Source organism: Paenibacillus sp. FSL P4-0127 (assembly GCF_038007325.1).
Taxonomy (GTDB): Bacteria; Bacillota; Bacilli; order Paenibacillales; family Paenibacillaceae; genus Fontibacillus; species Fontibacillus macerans.
In genome coordinates, this window is the sequence record NZ_JBBOWY010000001.1 from 3,762,409 (window position 1) to 3,777,723 (window position 15,315).

At 55.0% G+C, this 15,315-nt stretch carries 14 protein-coding genes and 1 pseudogene; 12 read left to right on the plus strand and 3 right to left on the minus strand.

Going from position 1 to position 15,315, the window contains the following annotated elements:
• Positions 1-71: 71 nt before the first annotated feature.
• The gene (locus NYE74_RS16945; RefSeq protein WP_341004988.1) at positions 72-1,097 is read left to right on the plus strand and encodes a SepM family pheromone-processing serine protease; all 1,026 of its coding nucleotides are present in this window, start codon (positions 72-74) and stop codon (positions 1,095-1,097) included.
• On the opposite strand, the gene NYE74_RS16950 is transcribed toward NYE74_RS16945, so the two are convergent.
• Positions 1,094-2,338: a nucleotidyltransferase gene (locus NYE74_RS16950; RefSeq protein ID WP_341004990.1), complete on the minus strand. Its 1,245-nt coding sequence runs from the start codon at positions 2,336-2,338 to the stop codon at positions 1,094-1,096. The genes NYE74_RS16945 and NYE74_RS16950 overlap by 4 nt on opposite strands.
• A 470-nt stretch (positions 2,339-2,808) precedes the next feature.
• On the opposite strand from NYE74_RS16950, the gene NYE74_RS16955 reads away from it, so the two are divergent.
• From NYE74_RS16955 to rnc, 10 genes and pseudogenes are all read left to right on the plus strand, one after another.
• Positions 2,809-3,336: a YceD family protein gene (locus tag NYE74_RS16955; protein WP_341004991.1), complete on the plus strand. Its 528-nt coding sequence runs from the start codon at positions 2,809-2,811 to the stop codon at positions 3,334-3,336.
• 55 nt (positions 3,337-3,391) lie between these two features.
• Positions 3,392-3,565 (plus strand): 50S ribosomal protein L32, encoded by a 174-nt coding sequence (gene rpmF / locus NYE74_RS16960; protein ID WP_009222962.1) that lies wholly within the window; start codon positions 3,392-3,394, stop codon positions 3,563-3,565.
• A gap of 464 nt (positions 3,566-4,029) precedes the next feature.
• Positions 4,030-4,624, plus strand: a pseudogene (fapR, locus tag NYE74_RS16965) (transcription factor FapR).
• Positions 4,608-5,594 carry a phosphate acyltransferase PlsX gene (gene plsX, locus NYE74_RS16970; RefSeq protein WP_340927146.1) on the plus strand — a complete coding sequence of 329 codons (987 nt, stop codon included), beginning with the start codon at positions 4,608-4,610 and terminating at the stop codon, positions 5,592-5,594. Before fapR ends, plsX begins: the two are co-directional and overlap by 17 nt.
• Positions 5,595-5,607: 13 nt before the next feature.
• Positions 5,608-6,594: a beta-ketoacyl-ACP synthase III gene (locus NYE74_RS16975; RefSeq protein WP_340930424.1), complete on the plus strand. Its 987-nt coding sequence runs from the start codon at positions 5,608-5,610 to the stop codon at positions 6,592-6,594.
• A gap of 48 nt (positions 6,595-6,642) precedes the next feature.
• The gene (gene fabD / locus NYE74_RS16980; RefSeq protein WP_340927147.1) at positions 6,643-7,578 is read left to right on the plus strand and encodes an ACP S-malonyltransferase; all 936 of its coding nucleotides are present in this window, start codon (positions 6,643-6,645) and stop codon (positions 7,576-7,578) included.
• Between the two features lie 235 nt (positions 7,579-7,813).
• Positions 7,814-8,563, plus strand: a complete 750-nt coding sequence (gene fabG, locus NYE74_RS16985) for a 3-oxoacyl-[acyl-carrier-protein] reductase (protein WP_341004993.1) — start codon at positions 7,814-7,816, stop codon at positions 8,561-8,563.
• 68 nt (positions 8,564-8,631) lie between these two features.
• Positions 8,632-8,865 carry an acyl carrier protein gene (acpP, locus tag NYE74_RS16990; protein ID WP_019638123.1) on the plus strand — a complete coding sequence of 78 codons (234 nt, stop codon included), beginning with the start codon at positions 8,632-8,634 and terminating at the stop codon, positions 8,863-8,865.
• A 127-nt stretch (positions 8,866-8,992) separates the two neighbouring features.
• Positions 8,993-10,231 carry a beta-ketoacyl-ACP synthase II gene (gene fabF, locus NYE74_RS16995; protein ID WP_124332706.1) on the plus strand — a complete coding sequence of 413 codons (1,239 nt, stop codon included), beginning with the start codon at positions 8,993-8,995 and terminating at the stop codon, positions 10,229-10,231.
• A gap of 13 nt (positions 10,232-10,244) precedes the next feature.
• Positions 10,245-10,949 (plus strand): ribonuclease III, encoded by a 705-nt coding sequence (gene rnc, locus NYE74_RS17000; protein ID WP_328272122.1) that lies wholly within the window; start codon positions 10,245-10,247, stop codon positions 10,947-10,949.
• A 452-nt stretch (positions 10,950-11,401) separates the two neighbouring features.
• Here rnc and NYE74_RS17005 read toward each other — a convergent pair whose 3' ends face one another.
• Positions 11,402-12,799, minus strand: coding sequence for a helix-turn-helix transcriptional regulator (locus NYE74_RS17005; protein ID WP_328272121.1), 1,398 nt, complete (start codon positions 12,797-12,799; stop codon positions 11,402-11,404).
• 375 nt (positions 12,800-13,174) lie between these two features.
• Between NYE74_RS17005 and NYE74_RS17010 the strand changes: the two genes are divergently transcribed.
• Positions 13,175-13,801 (plus strand): stalk domain-containing protein, encoded by a 627-nt coding sequence (locus tag NYE74_RS17010; protein ID WP_341004994.1) that lies wholly within the window; start codon positions 13,175-13,177, stop codon positions 13,799-13,801.
• A 69-nt stretch (positions 13,802-13,870) separates the two neighbouring features.
• On the opposite strand, the gene NYE74_RS17015 is transcribed toward NYE74_RS17010, so the two are convergent.
• Entirely contained in the window at positions 13,871-15,304 is a 1,434-nt protein-coding gene (locus NYE74_RS17015) for a serine hydrolase (RefSeq protein ID WP_341004996.1), read from the minus strand.
• Between the last annotated feature and the right edge of the window lie 11 nt (positions 15,305-15,315).

A 15,315-nucleotide genomic window follows, 5' to 3' on the forward strand; every position in this document is an offset into this window, starting at 1 on the left:
GTTTGCGGCCGGGCGCTTCGCCCGTCCGGCCATCAACCGTCTGCCGCCGCGTCATGAAGGGAGAGCGAATAATGCGTCAATCAAGATCCATAGCGATAAAAGCGGGGCTATACGTCCTGACGATGGCCGTGATCGTATATGTGGTCGTTTTTATGAACACGCCGTACATGATCAATCAGCCGGGGACCGCCGAGGAGGTTAAACCGATAGTCAGCATCGAGTCGGGGGATAAGGAGGAGAAAGGCGCTTTTATGCTAACGACGGTATCCGTCAGCTACGCCAATTTGTGGATGCTCGCCATATCCCCGTTCAACAAGGATGCCGAAGTGGTCCGCAAGGAGCCGGATCGCAACGATGCGGAATATGAGACGGAGCAGCGCTATTATATGAGCAGTTCGCAGTCCAGCGCGGTGATGGCGGCCTACCGCAAAGCCGGGGTGAAATACGACGTGGTGTCCCAGTATGTTTTTATTATCGGACTGTCCAAAGAAAGCGAACCGAAAGGCAACTTCCGGTCCGGGGACATTATCCGCACGGTGAACGGCCAGCAGGTGAAACGGTTTGAGGATCTGGCCCCTTCGCTTCATGGGAAAAAGCCGGGGGACATCGTTCCCGTGCAGCTTTCGCGGGATGGAAAAACGGTCGAGGAGCAGGTGGAGCTGGTTCAGATCGTCGATGCGGAAGGCATACGTAAAGCGGGGCTGGGCGTGAGCGTCGGGGAAGTGCTGAAAGTGGAGGCGGCGGACAAGGCGAAAGAAGTCACCTTTGCCGATACGGAGATCGGCGGTCCTTCGGCGGGACTGATGTTTACGCTGGAAATTTACAACCAGCTGACGCCCGGGGATTTAACGAAAGGACACCGCATCGCCGGAACCGGCACGATCTCGGAGGACGGCACCGTCGGGCCGATCGGCGGCGTCCAGTTCAAGATCGTCGCTGCGGAGCGGGAGAAGGCCGAAATATTTTTCGTTCCGGAAGCGAATTATAAAGACGCCAAAGCAAAAGCGGAGAAAATCGCTTCGAAAATGGAGCTCGTGCCGGTCAAAAAGCTCGACGACGCGCTGAATTATTTGCAGGCGCTTAAGCCGAAAGGCTAAACCCGAATCGGCGGCTGACGGTATTCCCGGAACAGCTGCTCGGCCTGGCGGACGGGCATGCCGTTGGCATAAGCGGCGGCGGCCCGGATATCGAGCGACAACTGGGGATGATCAAGCTCGGCGGCCCGGGTAACGACCGGCAGTTTGGCGCGCTTTTTCATCCGCTTCAGCAGTTCCTGCCCCCGGTTGCTAAACGCCAGCACGCGCAGGTAGCCCGGACCTTCCGCCAGCGCCTCGGGTGTCAGCAGATCCCGCGGATGCTGCAGCAGCGCATGCAGCAAGGTGCGCTGCAGCTTCGTGTAGGTGTATCGTTTCGTCTTGAGCTTGGCCAGCAGCTCGGATACGGTCGGCTTTTCCAGCAGCGGCAGCGCTTTTTTGATGCGGTACTCCAAGCCTTCGGTCATTTCGTGGCAGGCGCGGAGCTGCTCGGTCGAAGCGAGCAGCAGCTGGTGAAACAGCGGCGCGGCCAGGTTCTCCCACGTCACGGGGCCGCGTCCCGCCGCGAATTCGCGGGCGAGGATGTCCGCCGTGAAGGGCGGGAGATACGGCGCAGCCGCGTCCAGGCCGCCGCCGGCGATCAGCCGGCGCACGGCGGTGGCGCTGGCGATGCGCGCGTCCGTCGGCGCGGCATCGTTGTACCCCGCGGCCCGGCGCCGGACGGTGACCGGCGCGATGCCGCTGTGGAGCCGCCGCAGCGCGATCAGGTAGTGCAGCCCCAAGCTGTTATTGGGCTGCTCCAGCAGCGCGCGCGCTGCGGCGGCGTCGGCGCCGGCGGCAGCGCCTCCGGCGAGCAGGCGCGCGGCCGCGGCGGCGTAGGCGGCGGGGAAGCTCGCCCCGGTGGCGAGCTCCTCCGCGACCGCCGCCTTCAGTGCGCCGCCGCCGGCGGCGAGCCGCTCGGCCAGCGGCTGCAGCGCCTCAAGCGCGCCGGCCTCGCTGCCGAAGCACAGATGCGTCGCGACGCCCGTCGCTTCGAGCAGCGCCACCGCGCCGTAGGCGAACCACTCCGCCGGCTGCGCCGCGTATGCGATCGGCAGCTCGAGCACGAGATCGGCGCCGAGGCGCAGCGCCATCTCCGCCCGCGCCCATTTGTCCACGATCGCCGGCTCGCCGCGCTGCAAAAAATCACCGCTCATGACGGCGATGACCGCGTCCGCCGCCGTCAAGCGCTGCGCCTCGGCGAAGTGGTAAACATGCCCGTTGTGGAGCGGGTTATATTCAACAATGATTCCGACGACATTCACGTGCGGATCGACTCCTTTTTTTAGAGGCTTATTTGGCTCAACCTGGAAATCAGCCATGACTAACGGGTTAATCACGAATGATCTGGCTGATCTGGCTATCCGGGGCATTGGCATTCTCTACGTTAACGGTTGTCACCCGCGCTTATTCGAGCGAAAAGCGGTGGTTTCTTTTTTTAACGGTTGTACTCGCGCTTATTTAGGCGAAACCGCCCCAATTCTGCTGGAAAACGGGAATTAAGCTCGGCGGTAACCGTTACATTTTGTACTCGCTCATTTTTTACCCAAATAGCGTCGCTCACAACCGTTGGTTTTTTTCGTGCTTTTTACGCTTTTGCACTTGTTCTGCGCTTAAGCGCCGATTTATGTGTTGTGCCGCTTTTCCTACAAAATATACCACGAATTAAGCTATATTGTTGACAAAACTTGCTTGAAATCGGTATAATAAATTTTGTTTGTTTGGAGTGATGCTGATGTTTATTCATTTTCGCCAGGTGTCATCGTCGGAAGCTCCGGTGGAGATCCATCAGACCTTGGATGTCAGCCGGATTATTCAAGGCCGCAGGGACATTACCGGGATCAGTCCGCTTCAGGTTGATCTGCGGGCGGAAGCCTCCGGCGGCGGAGTGGTCGATGTCAAGGGCAAGCTGACGGCCGAACTCGACATGACTTGCTCCAGATGCCTGAAGCCTTTGAAACGCACGGTCGCAGCGGAATTTGCAGAGAGCTTCAAACAAAGTGACGATCCCGAGATGGACATGCAAGCGCAGGACGAAGACGACGATCTGCAATATGTCGCCGAGGACAAATTGGACTTGACGCCATATGTGGAGGAAACGTTATTGCTGAATCTGCCGTTTGCCGCTGTCTGCAAGGAATCCTGCAAAGGGCTTTGCCCCAACTGCGGAGCCGATCTGAACGAACGGGAATGCGGCTGCAACACCGAAGTGATCGATCCGCGCCTCGCAGCGCTCGGTGATTTTTTCAAAAACAAGCAGTAAAACACGAATAAAGCACACCGTGAAATGGGTTGACTTGAATAAGGAGGTGGGAACCATGGCAGTACCTCAACGGAGAACGTCCAAAACGCGCCGCGACAAACGCCGCACGCACTTTAAATTGGCTGTGCCGGGCATGGTGAAATGTGAACAATGCGGAGAATTGAAGCTTGCTCACCACGTATGCAAAGTTTGCGGAACATACAAATCGAGAGAAATTATCGGTCAATAAGCTGTATCATGAATTCCAAGTAGTACTTCATTTCGGTGAGGTGCTATTTTTTTTGCCGGGAGGTTCCGCCTTAGTGGCGGAAGAATATTCGGGCAGCCGCTTCCCGGCCGCTCCGCGGAGGTTGCCCGAAAATCCCCGGCCCGCAACGTTTCCGGCAATGCCACTTTCTTTTTGCCCCGGGATGTTTTATACTAAAATTTAGTACCAGGTTCTAATGCTAAAAATAGATTCCTGCAAAAGTGCAGTTTTTTTCGGCGTGAATGATGAACGGCGAGGGAAGGCCTGCAGCTCCTGCAGTTTTGCGGGAATTTGCGTTAATTCGCTTGGACAGCCGCAAAGAACTGCAGTTTTGCAGACTTTGGACGACATGTTTAGGAAATTTGGAAGTATAGAGGGCTTAGCCGGTTCAGTTCAGTGACGAACTGTCTCTATGATCATCAGGGAGGGGAACACCCATCGAACGTTTGCCCAAAAAGGCGAGACAGCAGCAGCTCGTCCAAATTATCGAAGAAAATCCGTTCATCACGGACCAGGAGCTCACCCGGCGGCTGAAAGTCAGCATTCAGACGATCCGGCTCGACCGGATGGAGCTCGGGATCCCGGAACTGCGGGAGCGGATGAAGCTGATGGCGGAGCGTTCTTACGACCAGGTCAGGTCGCTGCCGCTCCATGAAGTCATCGGGGAAATCGTGGACCTGCAGCTGGACAAAAGCGGGATCTCGATCTTTGAAATTCGCGAGGAGCATGTGTTTTCCCGGACCGGCATCGCCCGCGGCCATCATGTATTCGCCCAGGCCAATTCCTTGGCCGTCGCCGTCATCAATGACGAAATCGCGCTGACGTTTTCCGCGGATATCCGCTTTATCCGTTCGGTGCATTTGGGGGAGAAGTGCATCGCCAAAGCGTATGTGCGCTCTTCGGGGCAAAAGGGGAAAGCCAGGGTAGAGGTTTTTACATATGTCGGCGAAGAGATGGTGTTTCAAGGAAACTTCGTCATTTACCGTTCTACGGGAGAGGACAGACATGAAGGAGGAAAATCATCATGAGAATCGCCATTGATGCCATGGGCGGGGATCATGCGCCGCAAAGCACCGTCGAGGGGGCGCTGGCCGCGGCCAGGGAATGGAGCGACACGGAGATCGTGCTGGTCGGCAAAGAACAGGTGCTAAAGCCGATGCTGGAGGGCGCTCCGGCCAATCTGCGCATTCATCCCGCGGAGGAAATTATCGAAGCGGAGGATGAGCCGGTCAAAGCCGTCCGGCGCAAAAAGGACGCTTCGATGGTCGTCGCCGGCCGTCTCGTCCGCGAGGGCGAAGCCGATGCGATGATTTCGGCCGGCAACACCGGTGCGCTCATGACCACCGGGCTGCTCGTCGTCGGCCGTATGGAAGGGATCGAGCGGCCGGCGCTGGCGCCGATGATCCCGACCGTCGACGAGCGCGGCGTGCTGGCGCTCGATCTTGGCGCTAACATGGACGCGAAGCCGGAGCATTTGGCTCAGTACGCGCTGATGGGGAGCGTTTACCGCGAGAAGGTGCACGGGATCGCGAAGCCGCGCGTCGGGCTTTTGAACGTCGGCACGGAAGCGATGAAGGGCAACGAGTTGACTAAAGCGGCTTATCCGCTGCTGGAGGAGCTGCCGGTCAACTTTGTCGGCAATGTGGAAGCCCGCGATATTTTGACCGGCGCTTGCGATGTGCTGGTGTGCGACGGGTTTGCCGGCAACATTTTGCTTAAATCGCTGGAAGGCACGGCGGGCACGCTGTTTTCGATCCTGAAGCGGGAATTTACGAAATCATGGAAAAACAAGCTGGCCGCGGCGGTGCTGATGCCGTCGCTGCGCGGGCTGAAGCAAACGCTCGACTACAAGGAGCACGGGGGAGCCCCGCTGTTGGGGCTTGGCGGACTTGTCGTCAAAGGGCATGGCTCTTCGGACGGAGGAGCGATCAAAAACGCCGTGCGCCAGGCGCGTTTAGCGCTGCAAAACAAACTGACGGAGAGCATAGCACGGGAAATCAGCGGGAAGTGAGTGATTGAAGCTAATGAAGTTAAGTTCGGTAGGGATTATCGGGACCGGGAAATACGTTCCCGAAAAAGTGTTGACGAATGCCGATTTGGAAAAAATGGTGGATACCAATGACGAGTGGATCGTGTCGCGGACGGGCATCCGGGAGCGCCATATCGCCGCTCCGGAGCAAGCGACGTCCGACCTGGCGTATGAGGCCGCAGTGCAGGCGTTAAAGTCCGCGGGCTTGGCGGCGGAGGATCTGGATCTGATTATCGTGGCCACGATTACGCCGGATATGGCGTTTCCGTCCACGGCCTGCATTTTACAGGATAAGCTCGGGGCCAAAAAAGCGGCCGCGTTCGACCTGTCCGCCGCCTGTTCGGGGTTCGTTTACAGCATGGCCGCGGCCAACGGTTTTATTCAGACGGGAATGTACAAAAACGCTTTGGTGATCGGCGCCGACACCTTATCCCGCATCACCGACTATACGGACCGCAATACATGCGTGCTGTTCGGCGACGGCGCGGGCGCGGTCGTGCTCGGCGAGGTGCCGGAAGGACGCGGCTTCCTCTCTTTCGACCTGGGCGCGGAAGGCGCCGGCGGCGTGCAGCTTAACCTGCCTGCGGGCGGCTCCCGGCTTCCGGCTTCGGAGACGACGGTTGCGGAGCGTAAGCATTACCTTTATATGAACGGCCGCGAAGTGTTCAAATTCGCGGTACGGGTAATGGAGAACGCGACCGAGGAAGTCTTGCGCAAAGCGGGCAAGAGCAAAGAGGACATCGATTTGTTCGTGCCGCACCAGGCTAATATCCGCATTATTCAATCGGCGATGCAGCGGCTGAATTTGTCGGAGGAGAAATGCGTCATTAATGTAGACAAATACGCCAACACGTCGGCGGCTTCGATTCCGCTCGCGCTCGTTGAAGCGGCGGAGGAAGGCCGGATGAAGGAAGGCGACACGCTGCTGCTCGTCGGTTTCGGCGGCGGCTTGACCTGGGGGGCTTCCGTGCTGGTGTGGTAAGCCGCCGGGTTTGACAAAGGGTATTTTTTAAATGGGGAGTGCTACAAGATGGGCAAATTGGCATTTGTTTTTCCCGGACAGGGTTCCCAAAGCGTCGGAATGGGTAAGGATATATATGACGCGCTGCCTTCGTCCCGGAACTTATTTGATATCGCGGATGAAAAATTGGGTTTTCCGCTGACCCGGCTTGTTTTTGAAGGGCCGGAAAGCGAATTGAAGCAGACGGCCAACACGCAGCCGGCGCTGCTTGCGACCAGTGTGGCGCTGCACCAGGCGTTTGCGGCCAAAGGCTTTGCGCCGGATTATGTCGCCGGACACAGCCTGGGCGAGTACAGCGCCTTAACGGCGGCCGGGGCGCTTGCTTTTGAAGACGCCGTCTCGATCGTGCGCGCTCGCGGCGAGTATATGGAGCAGGCCGTGCCCGGCGGGCAGGGGGCGATGGCCGCGGTGCTTGGCGGCGAACGCGAAGCGCTGGCCCAGCTCTGCGCGGATATTACCGCCGGCGGAGCGCTGGTCGAGCTCGCCAACGTCAACTGCCCGGGGCAGATCGTCGTCTCCGGCAGCAAGGAAGGCGTTGCGCAGGTCGCCGAACGCGTCAAGGAGATCGGGGCCAAACGGGCGATCCCGCTTGAAGTCAGCGGACCGTTTCATTCCTCGCTGATGAGAGCGGCGGCGGAGCGTCTCTCGGACAAGCTTGCGGGCGTAACGTTTAAGGATGCTTCCGTTCCGGTCGTTGCGAATGTGACCGCAAGCCCGGTTCAAAGCGCGGGCGATATTTCCAAGCTGCTTGTTGAGCAAGTGTATTCTCCCGTGCTTTGGGAGGACAGCGTTGCCTGGCTGATTGCGCAGGGCGTAGACACCTTCGTGGAGATCGGGCCGGGAAGCGTGCTTACCGGACTTATCAAAAAAATCGACAAATCGGTGCGTCTGTTCAACGTGAGCGGCCTTCAGAGCCTGGAGCAAACCGCGGCCGCGCTGGGATAGCGTTCAGACCCGCATCTGATGCTAAGGTGCGGATCGCCGCAAAGGAGCGATACGGCTGGCTGAAGGATCCGGCGTTTCGGCGGCAAGCCGGCCGGATGGAGAGCAGCGGGCCGTGCTTCAAGAATGGCGACATAGACAAAATGGAAATTTCATAAAGTACGAGTTCAAAAAGTCAGGTTTTCAAAAGATGATTGTTTGAACAACCTCTAAAATTTGGTGAAAGGAGATGAACATGATGAGTAGACCGCTTCAGGGCAAAACCGCCCTCGTTACCGGAGCGTCGCGCGGCATCGGGCGCAGCATCGCGCTGGCGTTCGCCGCAGCCGGGGCCGATGTGGCCGTCAATTATGCCGGGAACGAACAGGCCGCGGCGGGCGTTGTCGCCGAAATCGAGGCGTTTGGCGTCAAAGCGTACGCCGTCAAAGCCCATGTCGGAAGCAGCCAGCAGTTTGAGGATATGGTCAAAGGCATGCTGGACGCCTGGGGCCGGATCGACATTCTGGTGAATAACGCGGGCATTACTAGAGATAATTTAATTATGCGCATGAAGGAAGAAGAGTTCGATCAGGTCATCGAGACGAATCTCAAAGGCGTATTCAACGGCATTAAAGCCGTGACCCGGCCGATGATGAAACAGCGCTCCGGGCGCATCATCAACATTTCCTCGGTCGTCGGCGTGCTCGGCAATGCGGGGCAGGCCAATTACGTAGCGGCCAAAGCCGGGGTCATCGGTCTGACGAAATCGTCGGCCCGCGAGCTGGCCTCGCGCGGTATTACGGTGAACTGCATCGCGCCCGGGTTTATCGAAACCGACATGACCGACAAGTTGTCTGATGAACTGCGTCAAAGCACGCTGGCCGGCATTCCGCTGGCGCGTTTGGGCCAGCCGGAGGAAATCGCGAATGTCGCCGTATTTCTCGCTTCGGACGGCGCGTCCTACATGACCGGACAAACGCTCCATGTCGACGGCGGGATGTATATGTAATTGCATCCCTCGCTTCTATGGCATTTTAGCGGCAATTCTCGTATAATACCAAAGAGGAGGTGAACCGGATGTCCGATGTATTGGAACGCGTAAAACGCATTGTAGTGGATCGCCTCGGCGCTGACGAAGCCGAAGTGACGCTGGAAGCGTCTTTCAAAGATGACCTTGGTGCTGATTCGCTCGACGTAGTTGAATTGGTCATGGAGTTGGAAGATGAATTCGATCTGGAAATTTCAGACGAAGATGCTGAGAAGATTACGACCGTAGGTGAAGTTGTAAACTACATACAATCTCATACCTAATGTCATTCCAAAGTCCCGTACCTCCTTATAAGTAGGCGGGACTTCTCCTCATTTTGACATGAGGTCGTTTTCTTTTTTTAAAAAACATTTGCATGGTACACATGTAGTCCATACGAGGTGAGTGTGTTTGAGGCATAGAGTAGTGATAACGGGGATGGGCGCCATAACCGCGCTCGGACAAGATCTGGATACGTTTTGGAACAACCTGGTGCAGGGGAAGTCCGGCGTTTCCGCTATCGACTCGTTTGATGTTAGTGAATATCCGACGCGCATTGCCGCATCGGTGAAAGACTTTAATCCCGAAGATTACATGGACCGCAAGGAAGCGCGGAAAATGGACCGCTTTGTTCAGTTTGCCACGGCGGCAGCCAAAAGCGCTTTGCAGGACAGCGGCTTGAACATTGGCGAGCAGGCCGACCCCGAGCGTGTGGGCGTGATGATCGGTTCAGGGATCGGCGGTCTCGGTACCTGGGAGGATCAGCATAACATTTTGCTGGAAAAAGGCCCGAAGCGCGTGAGTCCCTTTTTTATTCCCATGATGATTGCGAATATGGCTTCCGGTCACGTCTCGATTTTGTTCGGCGCCAAAGGGCCCAACACGACGACGGTGACGGCGTGCGCTACCGGAACTCATTCCATCGGCGATTCGTACAAGCTCATCCAGCGGGGTGACGCCGATGTGATGATTTGCGGCGGCGCGGAGGCGACGATCCGCCCGACCGGTCTGGCGGGATTCTGCTCCATGCGGGCGATGTCGACGCGCAATGACGAGCCGGAGAAAGCGAGCCGGCCGTTTGACCTTGAGCGCGACGGGTTCGTTATGGGCGAAGGCGCGGGGATTTTTATTTTGGAAGAACTGGAGCACGCGAAGAAGCGCGGCGCGAAAATTTACGGCGAGATCATCGGCTACGGGCTTAGCGCGGACGCTCACCATATGACCGAACCGGACCCGAACGGGCCGGAGCGCTGCATGAAGATGGCGATCCGCGATGCCGGCATCGCGCCTGAGCAGATCGATTATATCAACGCCCATGGCACTTCGACGCCGGTCGGCGACCGCTCGGAAACGATCGCGATCAAAAACGCGCTGGGCGATCACGCCTACAAGGTGGCCGTCAGCTCGACGAAGTCGATGACCGGGCATTTGCTGGGCGCAGCGGGCGGCGTCGAAGGCGTGATTTGCGGACTGACGCTGAAGCACGGCGTAATCCCGCCGACGATCAATCTGGAGCATCCGGACCCGGAATGCGATCTGGATTACGTTCCCAACGTAGCGAGAAAGGCCGATGTGCGGGTGGCCATGTCCAATTCCTTCGGTTTCGGCGGACACAACGCCACGATCATTATGAAGAAACTCGAAGCATAAGGGGTTAAGTCCGGTGAATGGAGATCTGAAGCAGTTACAGCAAAAACTTCAACTGTCGTTCCAAAACAGGCAGCTTTTGAAACAGGCCTTCACCCATGCATCTTACGTTAACGAGCACCGCTTCAGTCAGTATGAGGATAACGAGCGCCTGGAGTTTCTTGGCGATGCCGTGCTTGAATTGACCGTTTCGGAGCATTTATACCGGTTATTTCCGGACCGTCCCGAAGGCGAACTGACAAAGCTGCGCGCCGCGATCGTATGCGAGCCGTCGCTGGTGAGATTCGCCGAAAGTCTGGAATTCGGCCATTACGTATTGTTAGGGAAAGGGGAGGAACTGACGGGGGGACGGACGCGCCCGGCGCTGCTGGCCGACGTGTTTGAGTCTTTTATCGGCGCGTTATACCTGGATCAGGGCCTGGAAGCCGTTACTGCGTTCCTTCATCGCCATGTATTTTCCCAGCTGACCTTTGACGGGAAACTGCAGACGAGCGATTACAAAACAGAGCTGCAGGAGCTGACGCAGCATCATAATATGGGCACGCTGGAATACCGGATCATCGAAGAGCGGGGGCCCGCCCATGAGCGCGAATTCGTCTCCGAAGTTTGGATGGAAGGCCGCGCGCTCGGCCGGGGAACCGGCCGGTCCAAAAAGGAAGCCGAGCAGCAGGCCGCGGCTGTAGCGCTGAATGTGTTGAAGGCGTCCGATTCCCGAGATTAAGTCGCGAAATAAAAAGGCTGCTCCGCAGGTTTTGGAACCTGGGAGCAGCCTTTTTTGTGTAGAGGAGCTTTATTCCTCTATTTTAGAAATGTAGGGGTCCATTGTAGAAGGAATAGTTGCAAGATGTACAACTTACTGATCCGGAAATACTGCCACAGCATTTGATAAAGTGTAAAACCTGCAGTTGCTCCGCTACTTTTTGAAAAAGAGACAAAGAGAAGAGGAAATAATTGTATGAAATGCGATTAAACGAATGATTGAGCAAATGGAAGCAAAGTGAGTTGTACGATTTGCGATTAAAGGTCAGAACCAGGCCGGTCAAGCATGGAGGTTAAGCCGATATTGGCTCTGCGAAAGTTAAATTATGATCTCAACCGCCGCCTACTCCATGTATCATTGTTTTGATCAATGCTTGAGTGTAATCAGCAGATAAAGCAATGAGGAAAATGAAACTAAACGCTGCTGAGCACATTGTCATAATCTTTTTCATTGAGCTTCTCCACCACCTTTCTAATCAGAAATTTGTATTTTTGTCTTTCCTCTTCTCCAGCATTATGGCGATTTTGTTCAAATAAATCCACACAGCGAACTACGTTGCTTTCACAGTTAATACTGGCTGAAAAGTCCAAGCTTTGCAGTAATAGTTCAATGCCTTCGCGCCGTTGACGTTGTAAGTAGTAATTTGCTAATTCAAATAGAAATCTGGCGTACTGGTCTGTTGTTATTTGTTTATTATAATCACCAAATCGGCTTCGATGAGCTTGATAAGGAATATGAGCAGAGAGACGCTCAAGAACGTTGTCCACATTCCAGCAGTATCGGTTTGCTGCCTGCAAAATTTTGTATAAAGCCTGGGTTATTTCGCCTCTCCTAGTTAAAATACACTCTACATAATCAGGTAATACTTCGATATCTCCGCTCATTACACGGTACAAATAGGAATTGGCCGTTGCCCACTCCTGAAATTGCTCTGCTGTTTGCTTAGCTGTCTCATCTTTTTCCTGTATCCAGCTGCCATCCGCATAGTAAGCAACAAATTTTAGGGCCTGTTCATAGTCATTACATTCTTCGCAAACCGCCGAGCGCAACAAATGTGAATACATAATGTAAAAATACAAGGGTCTCTTCGACCGCTTCTGCTCGGGTTCTTTACGTGCCGACTGACAATGATGCTTGTACTGAATGGAAGCGATTCTATGCATTTCCTGAGCGATTTCATCTACCTTTTTCCATTGGTGCAATGAATAATAAATATGAGCAAGTTGTTTGAGAGCGTCCAATTGATCGGCAACATCCAGCCGGCTTACATGATCTTCAAACTGTGCTGCTGCCCTTAAATTACTATCTTGATCATCGCTTAAAGCAATTAGGAAAAGCCGATAATGGCACATCGCAAGCCGCTCCGAGTGCTGCATTTTTTCGCTCATCGCCACGTTTTCGTACAGGATGGCGGCGGCCTCCTTCCGCCCGCGATGGAAAAAATCCTCCGCGGCTTCGAACAACAGGGGCAAATACATGAGGTTGTCAAGTAAAATACCCGTGACCTGCCGAATGCATTCCAGCTTGTCCAATTCCGCGCACCGGTCCAAAAAAGGGCGGACCCTCCGCCAATCGGGTGCGGTTTGGGCGAGAAATTCCTCAATATACTGTTCGTAAAAATAACCTTTGGGTAAAGCCAACGCGGCGGTGATCGAATCTAGATGCGGCGCGCTCAACAAGCGTTTCCCGTTTAAAATCGAGCTTAACGAGCCGGTGTTGATTTCGGCTTTTTGGCTTAACCGGTGTAAGGTTAAACCGTTTTGCCCCATAAAATTTTTGATTTGCGTAAGAATCGAGGCTGTATGATTCAAATAAACCACCCCTTAAACCCCGCGCTGATTCAATAGAAGACGCGAAGCTAATCAACGGATTCGCTTCCGTTATATAGTAAATATAGCCATATTTTGAAGGTTGGTCAATGGGTTAAATTGAACCAATAAGTTAATTTTTTGTGACGAAAAATCAATTTGCAAAGATCAAGCCGGACAAACCGGCTATTTTAACCTGGATTAAAGCAAATAACGCCGCTCGATAGCCGTAAGAATTTAGCAAGTTCATTTTTCGTAAAATAGCGGCGGCTGCAACCGTTAGATTTCCGGCAGGCCAATACCGGCTGGCTTGAAGGGAAATTTTACTGGCCGGTCAAGGAGATCAAGGAGATTAAGACGGGATATAATCGCCTGTATATGTTGAAGGATGACGGGACCGTTTGGCAGTGGAATTACAACACGGGTCAGTCGGCCAAACCGTTTCAGGTAAAGGGACTCACCGGGATCAAGGCGATCGGGGGCACTTACGATCAAACCGGGTATGCGATCGGCAAAAACGGAAAACTGCTGGCATGGGGCGACGGCTACTACTCCGGCATGGGAACGGACAGCGGCTCGCAGCAGATCAAAGACGGCGGAATTGCTCAAGTGCTGCCTCCTATTTCATTTAAGGTCAACGGGCAGGATGTGCAATTTTACGCGACGGCGGCTATCGTTGACGGCAAACTGTACGTACCTTATAGTAGTGTATTTGAAGCGCTGGGCGTCAAAACCAAAACCGTGCCGTCCAAACCCGATCCGAAAAACTACAATCGGTCCTATTCAGTGGTATCCTTCTCTTATAACGGGCAGACCGTGGCATTTCAACAGAGCAGCCGGCCGGTGCTGCTGATAAACGGGAAGGCGGCGAAGGAGGAGGTTAAGCTGCCGTTCCTGGCCAACTCCACACTGTACCCGCTTGAGCTAATCTGCGAGAAGCTGGGAATCCCGCTGGATTGGCACCGGGAGACCGGGGAAGTTCGTCTCGGCGGAAGTTCGCAATAAATCGATATGCGAAAAGATCGAAGACAGGCTCTTTAACAGAGCTTTGGTCTTCGATCTTTTTTTCGGTTCCTATTTAACCAGCCCGCGCAAGTTATCCATCAGCTCCAGCATATCGATCCCGGCGTGGTTGCCGAGCAGGATGATCGTAACGCCTCCGCCGGCTTCCCGGGACAACCCTGTGGCGTAGCCCGTGCCGCTGCCATTATGAAAGACGATCGTACGGTCTCCCTGCTGCTTAATCATCCAGCCGTATCCGTAGTTTTTTTCGGAATAGGGGGTGAACATCTTTTCCAGCGAAGCTTTTTGCAGCACTTTATTCGTATTTAAGGCCAAATCCCATTTCAACAGGTCGTCCACGGTGGAATACAAACTGCCCGTCCCCGAGGGGGAGACGTAATCGCCCGCGAGCGTCCAATCCTTCCCTTGACGGATATAGCCTTTAATGACCTGAGTCGATGCATCCGCTTCTCCGGTATCGTCCATATTGAGCGGCTGAAAAAACTGCTGATTCAGATAATCCCCATACTTCATCCCGGATACCTGCTCAATGATGGAAGCAAGCAGCACATAACCTCCGTTGCTGTATTTGAATTCGGCCCCGGGTTCCGCCAGCAAGGGTTTGCTTTTGATCGCGTCGACCGTCTGCTGCAGCGACATGCCTTGTTCTCGGGGAATGTTGGAAGTTATCCCGGAGGTATGGGAGAGCAGCATATGAATGGTGATCCGGTCGCCGGACGGAAATCCGGGTATGTAGGATTCCAGCGTATCGTCCAGCTTGAGTTTGCCCTTTTCGGCCAGCTTCATAACCGCCGCGGCGGTAAACGACTTAGTCAAGGAGGCGATGCGCGATTTTTGGTCGGCGTGGACCAGCCGGTTTTCATCGCTGTAGCCGTAGCCTTTACGGAGCAGGATTTGCCCGTTTTTGGCGATCAGGGCGATGCCCGAATATTGTTGGTCGATCAAATATTGGTCCGCTTGTTTGGTTTTTCCGGAAACGAGCGTTGCCGTATCACGCGTCAGATTGACGGAGGTCCCCCCGGAAAGCGAAAGAGTTGAAAGGTCGGCTTTCAGAACTTCGGCCAGCGTTCTTAGCGGCACCATCGTCTTTCCGTTCTTTTGAAAAGACGGCAAAGCGGCTTGAACGGAATAAGAGTTCACCTGAAAAACGGCCGTTCCCGGCCGATGCTGAATCGTATCGCCATTGAGCTTCAGTTCGGTAACGCGTTCGGCAGGGTTCCAGCGCACGGTAGCGCCAAGCTGTTCGGCGGTTTCCCTTAACGAGACAAAGGTTGTGCCTTTGTACATCAACGGCTCGACACTGGTTGCGGCCTGTCCTTCAAAGGCGATTTGCGATACGGCTGCGGCGTTTGCCGTGGCCGCCGGATAGAGAACGGCGCCGGCCGAAAACGTAATGGTTACGGCTAGGGACAGAATCGCGGCGGTGCGCCCAGCTCGGCTTTGGTTTTTGGAGTAGTTGCGGATCGATTGCATGTAGTGCCTCATCATCAGAGCTC